Annotated in this window: 15 protein-coding genes and 2 pseudogenes; 2 read left to right on the top strand and 15 right to left on the bottom strand. The window is 41.3% G+C overall.

From position 1 onward, the window contains the following. Window positions 1–24: 24 nt before the first annotated feature. The 15 genes and pseudogenes from FKG96_RS25070 to FKG96_RS25135 all read right to left on the bottom strand — a co-directional run bounded on the left by FKG96_RS25070 (window position 25) and on the right by FKG96_RS25135 (window position 15,717). A complete protein-coding gene (locus tag FKG96_RS25070) occupies window positions 25–237 on the bottom strand; it encodes a heavy-metal-associated domain-containing protein (RefSeq protein WP_130858304.1) in 213 nt (70 codons plus the stop codon). A 43-nt stretch (window positions 238–280) separates the two neighbouring features. Continuing rightward, on the bottom strand, window positions 281–1,150 hold the full coding sequence (locus tag FKG96_RS25075) for an alpha/beta fold hydrolase (protein ID WP_130858305.1): 870 nt from the start codon (window positions 1,148–1,150) through the stop codon (window positions 281–283). Window positions 1,151–1,165: 15 nt separating this feature from the next. Next, a pseudogene (locus FKG96_RS27315) lies at window positions 1,166–1,417 on the bottom strand (heavy metal translocating P-type ATPase); the annotation flags it as partial. A gap of 252 nt (window positions 1,418–1,669) precedes the next feature. Then, window positions 1,670–1,891 (bottom strand): annotated as a pseudogene (locus FKG96_RS27320) (cation transporter); the annotation flags it as partial. A gap of 125 nt (window positions 1,892–2,016) precedes the next feature. Next, window positions 2,017–4,500 carry a multicopper oxidase domain-containing protein gene (locus FKG96_RS25085; protein ID WP_165447081.1) on the bottom strand — a complete coding sequence of 828 codons (2,484 nt, stop codon included), beginning with the start codon at window positions 4,498–4,500 and terminating at the stop codon, window positions 2,017–2,019. A gap of 35 nt (window positions 4,501–4,535) precedes the next feature. Beyond that, window positions 4,536–6,611: a copper-translocating P-type ATPase gene (locus tag FKG96_RS25090; protein WP_130858308.1), complete on the bottom strand. Its 2,076-nt coding sequence runs from the start codon at window positions 6,609–6,611 to the stop codon at window positions 4,536–4,538. Window positions 6,612–6,638: 27 nt separating this feature from the next. Then, window positions 6,639–7,115, bottom strand: coding sequence for a heme-binding domain-containing protein (locus tag FKG96_RS25095; protein ID WP_130858309.1), 477 nt, complete (start codon window positions 7,113–7,115; stop codon window positions 6,639–6,641). Between the two features lie 78 nt (window positions 7,116–7,193). Beyond that, window positions 7,194–8,402, bottom strand: a complete 1,209-nt coding sequence (locus tag FKG96_RS25100; protein ID WP_130858310.1) for an efflux RND transporter periplasmic adaptor subunit — start codon at window positions 8,400–8,402, stop codon at window positions 7,194–7,196. A gap of 2 nt (window positions 8,403–8,404) precedes the next feature. Further along, window positions 8,405–9,631: an efflux RND transporter periplasmic adaptor subunit gene (locus FKG96_RS25105; protein ID WP_130858311.1), complete on the bottom strand. Its 1,227-nt coding sequence runs from the start codon at window positions 9,629–9,631 to the stop codon at window positions 8,405–8,407. Then, window positions 9,609–10,859, bottom strand: coding sequence for a TolC family protein (locus FKG96_RS25110; protein ID WP_149106263.1), 1,251 nt, complete (start codon window positions 10,857–10,859; stop codon window positions 9,609–9,611). The genes FKG96_RS25105 and FKG96_RS25110 overlap by 23 nt, the downstream gene beginning before the upstream one ends. Further along, window positions 10,846–12,780, bottom strand: a complete 1,935-nt coding sequence (locus FKG96_RS25115) for an efflux RND transporter permease subunit (protein ID WP_130858313.1) — start codon at window positions 12,778–12,780, stop codon at window positions 10,846–10,848. Before FKG96_RS25115 ends, FKG96_RS25110 begins: the two co-directional genes overlap by 14 nt. A 1-nt stretch (window position 12,781) precedes the next feature. Then, window positions 12,782–14,080 carry an efflux RND transporter permease subunit gene (locus FKG96_RS25120; protein ID WP_130858314.1) on the bottom strand — a complete coding sequence of 433 codons (1,299 nt, stop codon included), beginning with the start codon at window positions 14,078–14,080 and terminating at the stop codon, window positions 12,782–12,784. A gap of 101 nt (window positions 14,081–14,181) precedes the next feature. Beyond that, window positions 14,182–14,808, bottom strand: coding sequence for a DUF3347 domain-containing protein (locus FKG96_RS25125; RefSeq protein ID WP_130858315.1), 627 nt, complete (start codon window positions 14,806–14,808; stop codon window positions 14,182–14,184). Window positions 14,809–14,826: 18 nt separating this feature from the next. After that, window positions 14,827–15,216 carry a heavy-metal-associated domain-containing protein gene (locus FKG96_RS25130; protein WP_130858316.1) on the bottom strand — a complete coding sequence of 130 codons (390 nt, stop codon included), beginning with the start codon at window positions 15,214–15,216 and terminating at the stop codon, window positions 14,827–14,829. Between the two features lie 99 nt (window positions 15,217–15,315). Beyond that, window positions 15,316–15,717, bottom strand: coding sequence for a hypothetical protein (locus tag FKG96_RS25135; protein ID WP_130858317.1), 402 nt, complete (start codon window positions 15,715–15,717; stop codon window positions 15,316–15,318). A 268-nt stretch (window positions 15,718–15,985) separates the two neighbouring features. Here FKG96_RS25135 and FKG96_RS26885 point away from each other — a divergent pair, with 268 nt between their 5' ends. Both FKG96_RS26885 and FKG96_RS25140 read left to right on the top strand, forming a co-directional pair. Beyond that, on the top strand, window positions 15,986–16,150 hold the full coding sequence (locus tag FKG96_RS26885; protein ID WP_165447082.1) for a hypothetical protein: 165 nt from the start codon (window positions 15,986–15,988) through the stop codon (window positions 16,148–16,150). A 28-nt stretch (window positions 16,151–16,178) separates the two neighbouring features. Further along, window positions 16,179–17,738 (top strand): recombinase family protein, encoded by a 1,560-nt coding sequence (locus FKG96_RS25140; protein WP_149106264.1) that lies wholly within the window; start codon window positions 16,179–16,181, stop codon window positions 17,736–17,738. The last annotated feature ends 36 nt before the right edge of the window (window positions 17,739–17,774 follow it).

Consider the following 17,774-nt stretch of genomic DNA (forward strand, 5'->3'; position numbering starts at 1 on the left):
GGCAGAATTTTCTACCTGTTATGATTAGGCCTTTTCTGCCTTATATCCCGCTTGATCCAGTGCAGACATTACCTTCTGACCGTCTAGCGATTCGTCGCCTTGAACGGTTAGTATTTTGTCTGGATCAGTGATGTCAACCTCCCATTTTTTAACTTCTGAGAGGTTATTCAAAAAAGGGGTAACAGTCTCTATACAGCCGCCGCATTTGATGTTTGTTTTGAACTTTAATGTTTCCATGATATTTACCGAAAAATAATAGAAAATGTGGGTTTAACTTGTATTAGTCTTTATGTAAAATTTTCTCAGACGGCAGATCATTTATAAATTGTTTTATACACGGCGCCAAGAACTTTGAGAAATCATTGATCGTTCGAATATCGCTTGAAAGTGATGTCGTCGAAAGCTGTGCATTAACCAAAAGTTTTACTAAATTTTTGGCTAGTGCCGCAGGATGTCTATCATCATCCCCGGGTATTATAAATGTTGGAATGGCAATATCTTTTAATTCTTTATAACTATGAAAAGCCCGATCGTATACTATTGCCGCCGCCGCCGCAATACTTGCCGGTTCCGAACGGGGAATGGCATCTTTCACCATATCTCCGATCACAGGTGACAAATTCTTAAGAATAGGTTCCCAGGCAGCCTCCAGGCCATGACTTAGGACTCGAGTGGCAAACGCTTCCAACAGTTCAATTTCTTTCGCTTTCGCGTCATCGTCTTCAATTTCTTCAATACTGATAAGAATCAATGCACATAACCTTTCAGGAAAAGTCATTGCCGATTTGAGGGCAATCGTCGTTCCTATTCCAGCGCCTCCCAAGATTATTGAAGGCACTTGTAAATAATCGATTAAGTCCCTGATATCCTCCACATATCGATTCCATGTATATGAGTTCCTATCATAACAAATTGACTTTCCGTATCCTCTTAAGTCTGGCAAAATAACGGAATGTCTGCTAGACAGAGCTTTTGCTAAAGGAATGAGACTTTGATGATCCGGGCCACCTCCGTGCAACAACATGATAATTGAGTTTGCGTTTTTTTTGATTGCGCCAATAGAAGTCGCATAAAGGAGTCGGCCATCACTGCTTTGAAAGCAAAATCCCTGTATTTCATTATTGGTTGATCGTATCAGCTGATTTTCCATCTTGCCTATTTTTTGTCATTTTAAACGAATACTGTTACTAACAACAGAAACAGAACTTAGGGTCATCGCGGCACCTGCAATAATTGGATTCAACAGAAATCCGTTGATCGGGTATAGAATCCCTGCCGCAATAGGAATTCCAATTAGGTTATATATGAACGGCCAGAAAAGATTCTGTCTGATCGTTTTAACCGTTTGCCTCGAAAGACACAGGGTTTTGTAAACCTGCTGTAAATCAAACGATACCAAAGTTATTTTTGCTGCGTCAATTGTATCCGAGTTAGCTTCCCCATGCTTAGCTTGCTTGTATGCATTGATAAAAAAGCTTTTCCCGAAGATAAACAGTACAAGAGTTGCCAATACACAAGACATGTCCGTTAGGAACATTCCGAGAATGACAATGGGAATAGTTAGAATAGAAGTGGCAATAATTCTGGATTTTAATGCTTTATAATGGATTTTTTGCACCTCTAGTACTTCTTTACCCTTTTCCGTATCCAAAATTAAGTCATAACCGATAGATTGCAATACTTCCTTGAATTTATTTAACTGAACTGCAATAGAGTCAAATACAACCTTTACGGTTTGGGTAGCATAGTTCACTTCAGCATTATGCACTCCGAATATCGATTTAATCATAGATTCTACGCTTACACCGCAAGCTGCAAAGGTCACTCCCAGGACAGGGAGCGACGCGGTTTCTATATTTTCTTTGCTTAACATTTCCTTCGATTTTGACATTACAAGGGTAAGTAGGGACCTTGTCCGATACTTTACATGATTTCGATAAAAGTTTACATAATTTTTAATTAAAAAAGTGATGCCTTTTAAAAAGGCACCACTTGGACTAATCTCCACACTAAAAACTAAAATCGTACCAATAGACCTCCTCCCCAGCGATACCTTGAATCGTAGCCAGCTGAGATTGATAACTTCTTTGCAAGCATATATTCAATGTCCAAATGATATTCTTTATCTGTATTTGCACGCCAGTTAAAGAACATTCGTGGAAGTAGCCATTGCTCTCCCTCAAGTTCAGCCCTTACACGCCCCTTCATATTCACACTTACATCTGCTTCAATAAAAAATGGTAACGTATACCTGAAACCGAGAACCGGGAGTTCATAATCCTGTTCAAAGGTTTGTCTACCGTTAAATACGTTATAGTATTTTTGCTGTAAGCCCCGAAATCCGATATAAGGCCTCAACCAATCATTCAGATACCTTTCATATGACACTTCGGCTTCATACTGACCGCCATAGTTTGCATTTGCTTCTAGACGAAAAGCGTTTCGCGAATTAAAGTAGTTGGCCTGTAATTCACTCATATGGCTTTTGGCAGCAAAATTTCCGTAAAAAAACCACTGTCTATCTTCCTTAAATAAATTCTTGAGAGGTGCTGTAGCCAACGCAGTGTCACGCTTGCTTCCTTCATAATGCACGATGCGTGCCATGCCGCTCATCATATGATATAAGATATGACAATGAAAGAACCAGTCTTTATCCTCATCCGCAGCAAACTCGATGGTAACGCTGGTCATTGGTGGAACATCAACTGTATGTTTAAGTGGGGAGTAGTCCCCGTTTTTATTCAGAACCCTGAAAAAGTGGCCATGCAAATGCATGGGGTGATTCATCATCGTGGTATTCTCCAAAGTGAACTGTACAACTTCACCCTTCTTCACGTTGATCATATCGGCTTCCGATAGTACTTTTTTATTGATTGACCACACGTAGCGGTACATATTGCCTGTCAGCGTAAGATGATAATTCTTTTTTGTACGAGCAGGATCAAAAGTGGTTTTTTCCAAGGCCTTCAGCATGTCGTAATTAAATACTACATCTGCCATTGAATCCTGTCCGATTTGGTGATCAGCCATTTCATCGTGCATGGAATGATCCATGTTTTTTTCGTTATGCTCCTTCGTTTCCCTATGCTGTCCATATGCTTTATGGTCGGCACTGTCCTGTTCCAACTTCATTTTCGCCATATCGTTGCTCTCCATATTGTGTCCACCGTGATCCTGTTTTTGTAAGGAATCCAGTATCTTCTCCCCGTCATCCATCTTCATATCATGAGCGGGGTACTGATTGTCGGATTGGGACTGTTTTTCCTGAGAAACTTTTTTAGGCGCCTTGTTTTTTTCTTCCATACCACCCATGTCCATTCCGTCCATATCGGTGTTTTCCGTCGCCCCATGATTCATGCCGTTCATTTTCATTCGTCCTGGAAAATTTACGGTCATATCCATCATCATTTTGTTCATGTTCCATACATCCGGCTTAGAAATGTCTCTTGCCATTACCTTCTCACCAGAGCCGATAAACACAGAAGTAGAACCGGAAATATCCTGTGGGGTAGCCCGCAATTCATAGGCACCGTCGGATGGTACGGTGATCAGGAAATCATAGGTTTCCGCCGTTCCGATCAATATCCTATCAATAGATATTGGGCTAACATCTAAGCCGTCTGCCGCTATAAGGAGCATTTTTCCTCCTCCGTAATTCAGGTAAAAATAAGTAGACGAAGAGCCATTGATTACTCTTACTCGAAGACGGTCACCCGGTTTATATTGCGACAGATCAATGGAACGTTTTCCGTTTACCAGAAAAGCATCGTAATAGACATCTGATAGATCCATTGCAGGCATCCTTGTCCATGCACTTTTTACCCTTTGGAAATAAGACCCGTGCGAAATCAGTTTATCAAGACTTTGCGCATAACCCTTTTTGATGGTATACCACTCACTTGCGGGGTCGTTACGCCGGAGGGTGCGATGAACTTCGGATGGGTTTTCATTGGTCCAGTCCGACAATAGTAGAACAACGTCGTGATCTACGGTATGTGCTTCCTTTTTTGGATGTATTAAAATAGATCCATATAACCCACTCTGTTCCTGCAACATTGTATGAGAGTGATACCAATAGGTTCCGCTCTGTTTTAAAGGAAAGACAAACTTTCGGACGCCTCCTGGTTTTATGGGTGGGGTAGTGAGATAAGGAACGCCATCTTCGATATTGGGTAACAATAGCCCATGCCAGTGCGTGGAGGTCTCGTGATGATGTAGCATATTATGAACATAAATAATAGCTGTATCACCCTCGGTAAACTCAAGTGTCGGCGCCGGAATCTGTCCATTTATGGCAATTGCCCGAACTATTTTATTGTTTGCGTAATTGACAGTTGTATCGCTCACATAGAGGTGGTAGGTAACTGTTTTTTCGGAGCCTGAAGACACTTCAATTTTATGGGACAGTGGATTGTCAAGCGCGTTTTTATTAGGATGCGAATGCTGCGCTGATGCCAGCGTAGCAAATGCTAACTGAACGGCTACCAATATTATTTTCATTATATTTTTACTTTTCATCATCTTCATCCTTTATTTCAGTTTCCTACTTTTAGTAGACTGGCATTGATAGCAACAACGACGGTACTCACGCTCATCAGAATAGCTCCAGCGGCTGGGCTCAAAAGAATTCCCTGTCCGTAAAGTACACCCGCAGCCAATGGTAGGGCGATAACATTGTATCCAGTGGCCCATATCAGGTTTTGGATCATTTTACGATAGGTTGCCTTCCCGAAAAGGATGAGATTAGCAACGTCTTTTGGGTTGCTGTTTACTAATACGATACCTGCTGTCTCCGCAGCTATATCGGATCCTGACCCAACAGCGATACCAACATCGGCTTGAGCAAGTGCTGGTGCATCATTGACGCCGTCTCCCGTCATGGCTACATATTCACCTGTTTTTTGCAGCTCTTTTATTTTTTCCAGTTTTTGATGCGGTAAAACCTCCGCAAAGAAACTGTCCATATTCAGTTTACTGGCTACAGATGCAGCCACTTCTTTATTATCTCCTGTTAGCAAGATAGATTTAATATGGTGATCGTGTAATGTACGGATTGCATCAGCGGATTCGGGACGAACGGTGTCGGCCAATGCAATATAACCGATCGGCATTTCATCAAGCAGCACAAATACGACAGTAGACGCTTTATCGGTGTCCGGTTCGATCGGTAAATTCAGTTTATTTTCTTTAAGGTAACCCGGACTGACTACTTTTATATGCTGTCCCTCTACATCTGCCTCCACTCCTTTACCAGTGATAGCGTTGAAATTCTTTGTCTTCGGAATATCGATATTCAGATCTTTAACCTTTTGGATAATACCTGTAGCAATGGGATGTTCTGAATTTTGTTCTAAAGCCGAAGCAAATCGTAGTATTGCAAGCTCGTCTAGGCCGCTTTGATAACTAACCACCTTCGACACCTCAAACTTACCTACAGTGAGTGTTCCGGTCTTATCGAAAACCAGCGTAGTGATCTTACGGGCATTTTCAAAAGCTGTCCGATTTTTGATCAACAAGCCATTCTTGGCAGACTGAGCAGTCGATTTGGCAACTACTAAGGGAACCGCCAACCCAAGGGCGTGGGGACAGCAGATGACAACCACGGCAACCATACGCTCGATGGAAAATGCCAGATCTTTCCCTCCAGCAAAATACCAATAGGAGAAGGTAAGGATTCCTATCACAATCGCTATCAAGGTAAGCCATCTGGCAGCAGTATTGGCCAGAAGCTGAGTTTTGGATTTTGAATTCTGCGCATCCTGAACTAGTTTGATCACTTGCGATAAATATGATTGCTCTGATCCATGAGCAACTGAAATCCTGATGGCACCGTTTCCGTTGATGGATCCGGCAATTACCTCATCTCCTTTTCGTTTCTGCACGGGTTTCGACTCACCAGTAAGCATGCTCTCGTTTAAAGAACTTTCACCCTCTACTATGGTGCCATCGGCAGCGACTTTTTCCCCTGGCTTGATCAGTATGACATCGCCTGTTTTCAGATCGGCTGTTTTGACTTCATTGACCAGACCCCCCGTTACCAAATGTGCTTCATCTGGCATCAGCTGTACAAGTAACTCAAGTTCTCTGGAAGCACCCGCAATAGATTTCATTTCGATCCAATGCCCTAGCAACATAATCAGGATCAAGGTTGAAAGCTCCCAGAAAAAATCCATCCCTGTCAACCCGAATACCGTTGCAACACTATATCCATAGGCTACGGTAATCGCAAAACCAATCAGGGTCATCATGCCCGGATCTTTGCTGCGCATTTCATCCGTCCATCCTCTAAGAAACGGCCATCCGCCGTAAAAAAACACCACCGTTGAAAGTATCGCCAAGACATATTGATCTCCCGGAAATTCGACATGAATACCTAGCCATTGCTGGATCATGGGAGACAGAAGGAGTACCGGAACGGTAAGTATAAGAACTACATAAAAGCGTTTTCGGAAATCGGCGATCATCATTGCATGATGATCGTTTCCTGCATGTTCCATGGGCGAATTATGTGTAGGATGTGTCCCGTTGCCGTGCTTTGGATGTGCTAGCTGACTATGGATATGATGGTGATCACTACTGTGTTTGCCTCCATGAGAATGAGAATGTTCCATAACTGTATTGTTTACTCGGTTTATACTTTACAATTTAGCATCGATCTTGTTTCTTAATTCCTTCGACCAGTTGATCAGAAGTGCGACTTCCTCTTTCGTTAGCCTCGCATCCCTATGGATAAGAGTATACGTCTTTAGAGGCATCGTCCGGTCCTTTAATTGGCTCTCGATTGACCGAAGCTTATTGTATCGTTTCTTTATTGGATATGATCCGAATTCGTCAAAATTAAGTTCCTCTTTTCCATGGATAATGTGGTTTTCCATAAACCTAGCAAAAGGCTGTATGTTACTATACCATGGATACTCCGTACGATTGCTATGGCAGTCAAAGCACGCCTTTTTTAACACAGCGTTTACCGGTTGTGGGACTGTATATATATGAGTAATAGCATTTGTCCCTGCCGATCCGGTGTTTCTTTTCTCTCTTGGAATCAGTTGTATCAGTAACATCGCAAACAAAAGGAAAATCCCGATCACTAACACCAGTCTTCTTAACGTATTCATAAGAACGTTTATTTAAAATTAAATAATTTAACAAAAATTTACTACTTTTTTGTCTCTTAATGAATATCATTCAGGAAGCTAAACGTCTTGTAAAGGATGTTTCCCTTTTTTCAAGACATACTCGCTATAGAGTAAATAGGCACCGGTGACTACCACTGTGTCGCCTACTTTCAAACCTGATCTGATTTCAACTTGTTCAAAGGATTCTAGCCCTGTGGTCACTTTTCTCGGTTCAAAGCGCTCATTATCCAGCGCAATCCACACATGTTGGGTATCTCCATCATTGATAACGGCATTTATGGGAATCGACAAGTATTCGGACGACGACTTTTTGGATAGCATGATATTAGCCTGCATCCCGGGTTGCCAACGGTTGTCCAGATTGGGGATACTTCCACGAATCTGCAAAATCTGTTCGTTGCTCGCCAGGTTAGGTGTTATAAACTCAACGGTCATGTCTTGCGGATCATTTTCCCAGCCAGCAACCATTACTTTCAATGTTTGACCTTCCTTTATTTGGCCAATTTCGGAAGGATATACGTCTGCCTCGACCCACAAACGCTGGTAGCTTTCTAATTGTAGTAAGGTGGCACCTTCTGATACATACTGGCCTTCGGTAATAGAAATCTCAGAAACTTTGCCGCTTTGCGGCGCATAATACGTAATGTAAGGATTTGTTCTTTTTGTATCTGCCAGGTGTTTGATTTGCGTATCGGATTGGCCATATAGAATCAGTTTCTGTTTGGACGCTTTATGAATATCCTGAAATCTCCTGTCGTTATTGAACTGCGCGGATTGTGCAAGCGCCATCAGGTATTCTTCTTGCAAGGTCAACAATTCTTCTGAGTAAATTTTATAAATGGCCTGCCCTTTTCCTACTGATACGCCGGTCTCTTTTACATATAGTTCTTCGATCCTTCCGGCAACCCTGCTGCTAATAAACGTCGTCTGTTCCGGATTGACAACAAGTTTTCCATTTAAATAACTATTGTCTTCAAATCCTTCGGTTCCGATTATAGCTGTTGTGATGTTAGCCAATGCCTGTTGATCCTTACTCAGAGTCAGACCTTTGTCTTTGTTGTTTTTATTGAAGGGGACAAGATCCATACCACAGATGGGACAAGTCCCTGGTTTATTCTGAACGATCTGTGGATGCATCGGACAGGTAAACGTTTTAAGCGAAGCATTCCCTTTCGCACCCTTCTCTTTCTCCGAACATGCGGCAATGATAATGGACGGCGACACGACCGTGAACAATACCGTCTTTAAAAAGGTTTCTCTTTTCATAATTAGCTGTCTTTTTGCGTGATGATGAAACTTTCACTATCTACCAAATAATAGGCATTTTCCGCAACGGACCATTCGCCGATATTATTTAATATTTGAACTTGTCCATTGACTGTAACACCACTTTTAACTTCAGTAGGTACAAAAACGCTCCCCTGTTTTTTGAATACAATTGATCGGCTACCCAATTTTAATACCGCCTGCTTCGGAAGCCACCAACCGCTTGTGATCGTTGTTGGGATTTTTCCACGTAGTAACTCACCAACCCGGAGATTCGTGGTTGCCCCATAAACCCTCGCCAGCGTGAAATTTTCCCCTGCCCTGTAGGTAGGTTCGAGTAGCTCAACCCTATCCAAATAACTTTTGCCCGGGTTTGCTGTGCTATTGTAGAGTATTCTTGCATTTAATTTGACCATGGTAGCCAGTTGAGGAGCGATGGAAAACTCTGCGATCAGATCCCTGTTGGTATAAATATTGAACAATCCTTGGCCCACGCTGATATACTGCCCTTCCCGTAGTATCAGTGGGGTAGTAGTCGCAGTGGTTGGAGTGCTTGTTGCGTTGCCTAGAGACATGGAATTCCCTCTCGACATCCCCTCCATACCGCCATCTATGCTAGGAGCCAGAGCTGCCGCTGTAACCGGAGCTGGGGATGTGCCTTTTTCCAAGATGTAGCCATCCGCTGGACTATAGATGGACACCCGATAGTCCGGTTGACCTTTCTGTAATATGCTATTAATCTGCTGCTGCGTTAACCCAAGAAAGCGAAGTTTGTTGATTGCCTTGTTGTATAACTGTTCGTTGGTCATTTTATTTCCCTTCAGCAGTAATAACTCCCGCTGTGCTGAAACCAGTTCAGGAGAATATATTTGCATGATCAGTTGGCCACGCCTGACAGGCTGATAGTTATATTTTATATACAGTTTTTCAATTCTTCCTCCAACACGAGAGCTGATCGATGTATTATTTCTGGTATCCAACGTTACTTTACCGGGAACTTCAACCATCAAAACCTGTATACCGCTATCGGCCTTAGTAGTCGATATACTGGTTTTAATCTGTTCATTTACCGGTTTCAATAACGATTGAAGACTAGCATCTACTGGGGACTTTCCGTGCTGTTCATGCCCCTTACTCGGAACCTGATCGGGTTTTTCCTGCCGACAACTAATGATCAGAGCCGTCAAGTAAAAAAGCACTATACGCTTATTTATAAAGTTCTTTCTCATAATCTACAATCATTTTGTATAGTTTAAGCTTTTCGTCCAATAACGAATTTCTCATCATAGTTACCGCTTCCCAGTCATTGATTACCACGGTGAGCTCCTGTTTATTTTCTTGGTAGGCTTGAAAATTTGCATCAAGTGCGCGGTTCAGTGACGGAATTACTTTTTCCTCGATAGCGCTGATCTGTTTCTGCATATTTAGTATTTCGTACTGCATCCCATATAGCATACCTTGACTCTCCACCAACATGCCGGTTCTTTCTTTTTGCATTGCCTGTACGTTCAGCTCCATCGCTTTTACCTCGTTCTTGTACATCTTACTGCTCCAGGGAGCTATTGGTATACTTACCATTCCCATTATACTATAAGCGTTCGGCATCATTTTTCCCAACGGGGACATATGGTCAAAGCGGATTTTAAAATCCGGTTTTGACTCCTTTTTCATGGATTGTATGTTCAGTTGCATGCTTTCGATATCGGCATCCATCTTTGTAATATCTTTTCTTCTTGTAGCCAGAATGGAAGTGTCCAAACTTGCTTGAGGTGTAAATTCCGGAGAAAAAGTTGTGTCAACTGTGAACAAGGTATTCCCCGGCTGGTTCATTAAGCTATTGAGCCATGCACGGGCTTTGGCAATTTCCCCTTCTTGCATGCGGATCATATTCTCAGTGTCCTCTATGCGCGCATCTGCTTTAAAGACGCTACCTAGGGAAGATCGGTTATATTCGTAGCGAATCCCTTCTATTTCCTTCATGGTTTTCATCAGAACCACATTTTCTCTGAGTATATGGATGCGCTTTTCGGCAACTAACCAGCTATAATAAAGCATTTTGGCTTGTGCTTTCAGTTCATTGAGCTTGACCTTTCTTGATTCCATTTCCGATTTTCCCTGTGAGGCAATAAAATCCCGTTTTCCCCTTAGTTTTGATGGATTCGGAATATCCTGTTCAAATTGCAGCATAAGCGATCCTTTATCGCTATCCGACATAATTTCTTGTCCCGGATATGGTGTCATAAACGTTCCTACACCAACCATTGGAGCCATCCACGAAGTGGCCGCTTTTGCGCTATACTGAAATCCTTCCGCTTTCAACGAATAAGATTTCAGTTGCTCATTTTGCTCATCAATGCGTTTTAGTATAGTATCTAACTGTAACACAGATGTGTCTTGCCCGTAAGTGAAAACAGGATATAAAACGAGGATAAATAGTAATTTCTTAATGGTTTGCATCGTATATTTCTAATTTTCCGTATTTACGTAATTCATATTCTTTTGTCATCAGAAATATCAACGGAGTGACTAATAGGATGTGCGTAGAAGATGTTAGAACACCTCCAATCATCGGAAGTACAATAGGTTGCATGACATCGATCCCTACACCATTTGCCCATAATACCGGCACCAAACCGAACAAAGCGACACTTACCGTCATCAATTTTGGTCTGAGGCGTTTAGCGGCACCATGTATTACATATTCCCTTAAATCTTCTTTGGTTATGGTATCGCTACTGTTTCCTTTCAGTTTGACCAATTGTTGCATGGCATCGTTAAGATAAATGACCATGACAATACCTGTTTCTACTGCAATTCCGAACAGAGCTATAAATCCTACTGCCACGGCTACGGACAGATTGACTCCCCAGAAGTAAATCATATAAGCGCCACCTATCAGCGCGAATGGTATCGTCACAAGGCTTAAAAACGCTTCCCGCAGAGAATGAAAGGCAAAATATAAGGCGAAAAATATAATCACGAACACGATGGGTGCAATCCATAACAGTGTTTGCTGCCCTCTGATCAAATTTTCGTACTGCCCGCTCCACTCTAAGAAATAACCGTCCGGCATTAACCCCTTGCTGCCGTTGATCTTGTCAATAGCTTCTTTAACCGTACTTCCCAGATCCCTGTCACGAACATTGAACATGACAGCACCTCGCAGTAGCGCATTATCTGACGTGATCATAGGAGGACCTGTTTCAAACTTGACGTTGGCAACAGAGCTTAATGGAACTTCTCCGAATGATGGACTCTTAAGAGGAATTCTTTCGATTTTTGTGATGCTGTTTCTATAATCCTGACTTAGCCTCACGTTTATGCTGAATCTCCGACGGCCTTCGATGGTCTGTCCTATGGGTGCACCTCCTAAGGCCGATTCAACGGTTTGATTCACATCATCGACGGTTAAACCATAACGGGATAATGCTGATCGGTCAATATCTATATTTAAGTATTTTCCACCTGTAATAGGCTCTACGTATAAATCCTGCACACCCCGAATCCCTTCCAGAACGTTTTTGACACGTTCAGAGACCGATGCTATGCTGTCCAATTGCTGTCCATAAACTTTAATCCCCACATCGGTACGGATACCCGTTGCCAACATATTAATCCGATTGATAATGGGTTGTGTCCAGCCATTCACCACCCCCGGAATCTGAAGCTTTTTATCCAATTCGTCGATGATATCCTGCTTCGTTATGCCTTCTCTCCATTGACTTTTAGGCTTGAGCATAATAATGGTTTCGATCATACTGATAGGGGAGTTATCCGTTGAAGTACTTGCCCTACCGGCCTTACCGAGCACCTTTTCTACTTCCGGAACACTTTTAATGATTTTGTCTTGGACCTGTAAAATGCGCTTCGCTTCACTGTTGCTTATATCTGGAAGCGTAACCGGCATGAAGAGAATGCTTTGTTCATCCAAAGGGGGCATAAACTCGGTACCTAAGTTTTTAAGTAAAGGAATAGTTATTAAAAGAGCGATTACATTAATGGCTATAGTCGTTTTCCTCCATTTTAATACTTTCCGGATAATCGGCTCATAGATTCTGCTGAGAAAACGGTTGACAGGGTTTGCGTCATCTGACTTGACCTTCCCTTTCATAAAAAAGGATATCAACACAGGGGCCAGAGTAATAACCAAAAATGCATCAACAATCATAATGAAGGTTTTGGTATAAGCTAAAGGATGAAACAGTTTTCCTTCCTGTCCAGTCAACATAAAAACCGGCAAAAATGAGGTTATAATGATAACGGTTGCAAAAAAGACGCCCCGGCTTACCTGTTTGCTACTTTTTTCAATGACCTTTATTCTTTCTTCATCAGAAATCCATTGAGGCGATCTTTTGAATATATTTTTAAATTTCTTCATATTATATTTCGCTGGACTTTTTATTGGATGATTCCCACTGCTCGTATCGCTCTGACAGATGTTTATACGCATTTTCGCTCATGATAATACCATTATCTACGATGACACCTATAGCGAGCGCGATACCGGTCAATGACATGATATTCGATGAAATTCCAAACGCGTTAAGTAATATAAAACTGACGGCCAATGTGATGGGTATCTGGATAATGATACTGAGAGCACTTCTCCAATGGAAAAGGAAGATGATAACCACAATGGAAACAACGATCATCTCCTCTATCAAGGTACGTTTAATTGATTCGACCGACTCCTTTATCAATTCTCCACGGTCATACACAATGTCAAATTTGACCCCTTCAGGGAGTCCTTTTGCAACTTCCTTCATTTTCAGCTTGATACGATCTATCACTTCAGCGGCATTCTCGCCGTAACGCATAACAACAATTCCACCTACACGCTCGCCCTCCCCATCTTGATCGAAAATGCCCAACCGTGCCTCGCCGGTCATCTGGACGGTGCCTATGTCCGATATTTTGATGGGATTTCCGTTTTGGTTGGCAACCGGTATATTTTCGATTTCTTCTATAGATTGTAGATAACCGCTTGTTTTAATAATGTAGCCGATGTCGCTCATTTCAAATTTTCGCCCTCCGCTTTCGTTATTGTTCGTTCGCACGGCGTTGATAACATCAGGTACAGATAATTTATAATAGAGAAGTCTGTTCGGATCAACGGTAACTTGGTATTGCTTTTGAAAACCACCGAAAGAAGCTATCTCACTTACTCCTTGAACATTTTGCAAAGCAAACTTAATGTACCAGTCCTGTACAGCTCGCTGTTCTCCAAGATCTAGTTTGGGTGCATCTAAGGTATACCATAAAATATGTCCAACTCCCGTTCCATCCGGACCGAGCTGTGGGGTTGCGCCTGTTGGCAAGGTACTGGAAACAGTACTTAGCCGTTCCAATACACGTTCACGCGCCCAGTAGATATCGACATCGTCGTCAAAAATGACATAAATAAAGCTCATACCGAACATTGAGCTTCCTCGAACGTATTTTATGCGGGGTAATCCCTGTAGGTTTGTAACCAAGGGATAAGTGATCTGGTCCTCGATCAATTGTGGTGCCCTTCCCATCCATTCGGTAAATACGATCACCTGATTTTCAGACAGATCAGGAATGGCATCGATGGGATTCTTCTTTACCGATATTACTCCCCAGACAAATATGCCCAGGCTTAACATCAGTACGATAAAACGGTTACGTAACGACCACTCGATAACTTTATGTACCATATCGATAAAGTAATTTTGCTGTAAAAACTAATTGATGGTTTAATTTGTAGTAACGGAGCAGCCTGAAAAGTAACCCGTGACTACGTCACGGGCGAAATAAACTAATTAATAACTTCCTTAACAGACCCGCACTTAAGCATTTTACTTCCGAAATATGGATTTTTTATTTCATTCGATTCCGTTAACCACATAGCGCCTTCATTATCTTTTGCCATAGGGCAATGTGCATTATACAATGTTCGTCCAGCTCCGAAGCCTTTCACCAACGCATATACATCCTCGCTCATCATGATGAAATGTTCTCGTTGATGGTTAATATTGCCCACATTTTCACCAATATGTTCCGCATGCTCTTTCAGATCGGCTTCATTCTGGTTATAAAGTGCTGCTTGTTCGGCAGTTAAGACAGATTTATCTAACTGGTTCATGGCTGCAACCATTGCTTCACCGCCACTTGCAGCTTCTTTATCATCATCATTGGATAATGCAGTTTTTACATGGATATAATGATCGACGATCTGTTTTATCGATGAGGCCACTTTTGGATCCACATCCGTAAAACTGGCCTTGATCTCCGTAATGTTAGTGTTTCCATCGGCCGCTTGATGTTCTACATTTTCCATGGTCTCCATATTTTGATGATCATCGGTTTTCTTTTCTGAATTTGAATTACACGCAGCGAAAGTGAAGGCTGTGACGGCCATCACACCAAAAATTAGATTTTTCATTTCAGTTATTTTTATTGTTTAATGATTATGTGGTTGTGATTTTTCCTGTTGATGCCCTTCATGTTCACCCTGTGATGCATCTTTGCGATCGTATTGACAACACCCCGGTAGCTTGTCATAGGCAGCATCCGAGGCAGAGAGACCTTGTGTATCGTGCCCAGCCTTGGCGATTTGCTTCTGCACATCTTTTTCGGATACTTTGTCCGCATTGAATGCTAACGTCATCATTTTTGTTTCGACATTCCAGCTCGCGCTTTTTACACCTTCAATATTGGCGGCCTTTTCAATGCGCTTTTTGCACATTTCACAATTGCCATAAACTTTAAAAGATGTGTTTTTTTCCTGACCGTATACAGTGGTTCCAATGATAGCCATAATAGCTACTAGCATTAATCTGATAGATTTCATGATAAGAAGGATTAAATGTTTAATGATTATTACAGGCATATAGAAATGCCATCTTATTCGAATCTGAGACGAGATCGAAAAAAAGAAGTAGAAATAGTTTTAAATTCGGAAAACTTGGTTTTTGAGGTATAATGGTGTTTTGATCACCGCGGGAGGCGAATTGCTTGCCAGATTCTCTTCGGTTACCGATGGAATAATCAGATAGTTCGAAATACCATTTGGAGTTTTCGGTAATAGGAAACTGATTTTTTGGAATTCTAAAAAGGTATTCTCCGAACTTTTATGAACTTTATCCAGTTTTACCTGTTTATGCTCATCCTTGCAACAGTCATTTTTCTTCTTCGATTTCTTAATCATACCGCACACTTCGCAGGCATCGTCTTGGCCGTGCCATAAGGAGGTGTCTACCAGTTTTTCCATGCAGTAATGCAGATGCATGGTAAATCCGGTAGATGTACCGAGATAAAAAAGGGTCAATATGATAAGTAATATCTTCTTCACAGCATTGCAAAGTAAATAAAAAATTTACATAAAAAATTACATAATTCCGTTGTTATCTTACAAAATTTCGTTGTCAATTAAAATTGTATCATTAATACAATATAGGTTAAATAGATATCATAGTGATTTAATTTACGGGCATTGTAAATTGCTTTTTACGTAGCCTAACTGATCTTTTTATTTTTACATCTTCTAGCCAGTCACCAAAGGGTTGTCAAATACTTTTAAATATAGTCAGCAATTTTGTCTATTGTAAATAAGAACAAATATGGCAAAACGGCTTTTGGAAAAAAGAAGTATCGCTCCAGAACAGGCTATGAAAATCTTGATTAAAAACGGTTTAGAAGTAAACGAGAATCAAGCGAAAATTATTTTGGATTTCTTGCGTATTTTGGCTAAATTAACAGTGAATCAATACTTTAATAAAGATTAGTATATTCGTTTATGTAAAAAAAAGCGCCATGATACCAACGTACCTTTATATCCGAGTAAGTACAGACGAACAAGCAAGAAGAGGTTATTCTTTAAGCGAGCAGGAGGACAGACTCTTACAATATTGTACTCTAAACGGCATAGAAGTTTTAGGCATCATCCGTGAAGATCATTCAGCTAAGACATTTAACCGTCCGGAATGGAAAAAGTTGATGATAAAGCTAAAGAAAAAACGTAAGATGGCCGTTCAGATACTTTGCGTCAAATGGGATAGATTCAGCCGTAGCATAGAAGCCGCCTACGAAATGATAGGAATATTGAGATCATTAAGTGTCACAGTTAACTCGATTGAACAACCTGTGGATGTGTCTATTCCGGAAAACAAAATGATGCTTGCCATTTATTTGGCAGTTCCGGAAGTTGAAAATGACAGGAGAGCACTAAATGTTTTTTACGGAATGAGAAAGGCAAGACGGGAAGGGCGGTGGATGGGAACAGCGACCATAGGTTATATAAACAGAATTACCCCCGATGGGAAAAAATATATCATGCCGAAACGACCGGAAGCAGACATTATGAAGTGGGTTTTTGAAGAGCTGGCCAAAGGTATCTATGCCGCTGAGCAGATACGTAAAATGGCAAACGAAAAAGGGCTAAAATGTGAAAGGAATAACTTCTGGAAGATTATCCGTAATCCTGTATATTGCGGAATAATCATTGTCCCTCCTTACAAAAATGAAGAGATGGAATTTGTTAAAGGCCAACATCAGCCGATTATTTCTGAAGCTCTTTTCTACAAGGTACAGGACATATTGAATGGTAACAAAAGACCTATCGCAACAAAAGTTGTTTCCAAAGATATGCTACCGTTAAGAGGATTTCTTCAATGTCCCAGTTGTAGCAGAATGCTAACCGGAAGTGCGTCAAAGGGACGTAATCGGCATTATTACTATTATCACTGCTCCTCCTCAGCTTGTGGCTGTAGATTTAAGGCAGAGGAAGTGAACAGATACTTTGAAAGGGAGTTATTAAAGTACAAGATCATGCCCCAAGCAGGTGAGCTTTTCAAAATGGTTGTTCTGGAGGAATATCGTTTATCTAATCGCGAGGAACTAGATGAACGTGCCACTTTGTTTAAAAAAATCGAAGAGCAAGAGGCTATTTTATCTAATGCCAGAAAAAAATTAATGAAGGATGAAATCGATAGTAGTGATTTTAAGATCATTAAAATAGAGTGTAGTGAAGAACTAAAAAAATTGGAAGCACTATTGGCGGGTCTCCCAAGTAAGTCCCAAAATTTAAGAACCATAGAAACCTTATTGGATAACGTAGTAGAAATGTATTCAAATATCGATAAGCACTATTTGGAGGCAGATATAGAAGGGAAGCGTAGAATCATTGGTTCGATGTACCCGGAAAATCTGTGCTTTGACGGCACAGAACATCGAACCGTCCGGCTTAATGAAGCACTATCGCTTATCTTACTGATCAACAACGAATTAGACGCAATAAAAAAAGGGAAAGATTCGTTTAATTTGAATCTTTCCCCTGAGGTAGCCCGTAGGGGAATCGAACCTACTTACTATTAATCTATTTATCAGAATTTACAAACTTCCTTTTTCCTA

This window comes from Olivibacter sp. LS-1 (genome assembly GCF_008245145.1).
Classification (GTDB): domain Bacteria; phylum Bacteroidota; class Bacteroidia; order Sphingobacteriales; family Sphingobacteriaceae; genus Olivibacter; species Olivibacter oleidegradans.

Coding starts and splice junctions, on each gene's coding strand:
- FKG96_RS25070 (WP_130858304.1), bottom strand. CDS start 237: ATGGAAACATTAAAGTTCAAAACAAACATCAAATGCGGCGGCTGTATA.
- FKG96_RS25075 (WP_130858305.1), bottom strand. CDS start 1,150: ATGGAAAATCAGCTGATACGATCAACCAATAATGAAATACAGGGATTT.
- FKG96_RS25085 (WP_165447081.1), bottom strand. CDS start 4,500: ATGAAAATAATATTGGTAGCCGTTCAGTTAGCATTTGCTACGCTGGCA.
- FKG96_RS25090 (WP_130858308.1), bottom strand. CDS start 6,611: ATGGAACATTCTCATTCTCATGGAGGCAAACACAGTAGTGATCACCAT.
- FKG96_RS25095 (WP_130858309.1), bottom strand. CDS start 7,115: ATGAATACGTTAAGAAGACTGGTGTTAGTGATCGGGATTTTCCTTTTG.
- FKG96_RS25100 (WP_130858310.1), bottom strand. CDS start 8,402: ATGAAAAGAGAAACCTTTTTAAAGACGGTATTGTTCACGGTCGTGTCG.
- FKG96_RS25105 (WP_130858311.1), bottom strand. CDS start 9,631: ATGAGAAAGAACTTTATAAATAAGCGTATAGTGCTTTTTTACTTGACG.
- FKG96_RS25110 (WP_149106263.1), bottom strand. CDS start 10,859: ATGCAAACCATTAAGAAATTACTATTTATCCTCGTTTTATATCCTGTT.
- FKG96_RS25115 (WP_130858313.1), bottom strand. CDS start 12,780: ATGAAGAAATTTAAAAATATATTCAAAAGATCGCCTCAATGGATTTCT.
- FKG96_RS25120 (WP_130858314.1), bottom strand. CDS start 14,080: ATGGTACATAAAGTTATCGAGTGGTCGTTACGTAACCGTTTTATCGTA.
- FKG96_RS25125 (WP_130858315.1), bottom strand. CDS start 14,808: ATGAAAAATCTAATTTTTGGTGTGATGGCCGTCACAGCCTTCACTTTC.
- FKG96_RS25130 (WP_130858316.1), bottom strand. CDS start 15,216: ATGAAATCTATCAGATTAATGCTAGTAGCTATTATGGCTATCATTGGA.
- FKG96_RS26885 (WP_165447082.1), top strand. CDS start 15,986: ATGGCAAAACGGCTTTTGGAAAAAAGAAGTATCGCTCCAGAACAGGCT.
- FKG96_RS25140 (WP_149106264.1), top strand. CDS start 16,179: ATGATACCAACGTACCTTTATATCCGAGTAAGTACAGACGAACAAGCA.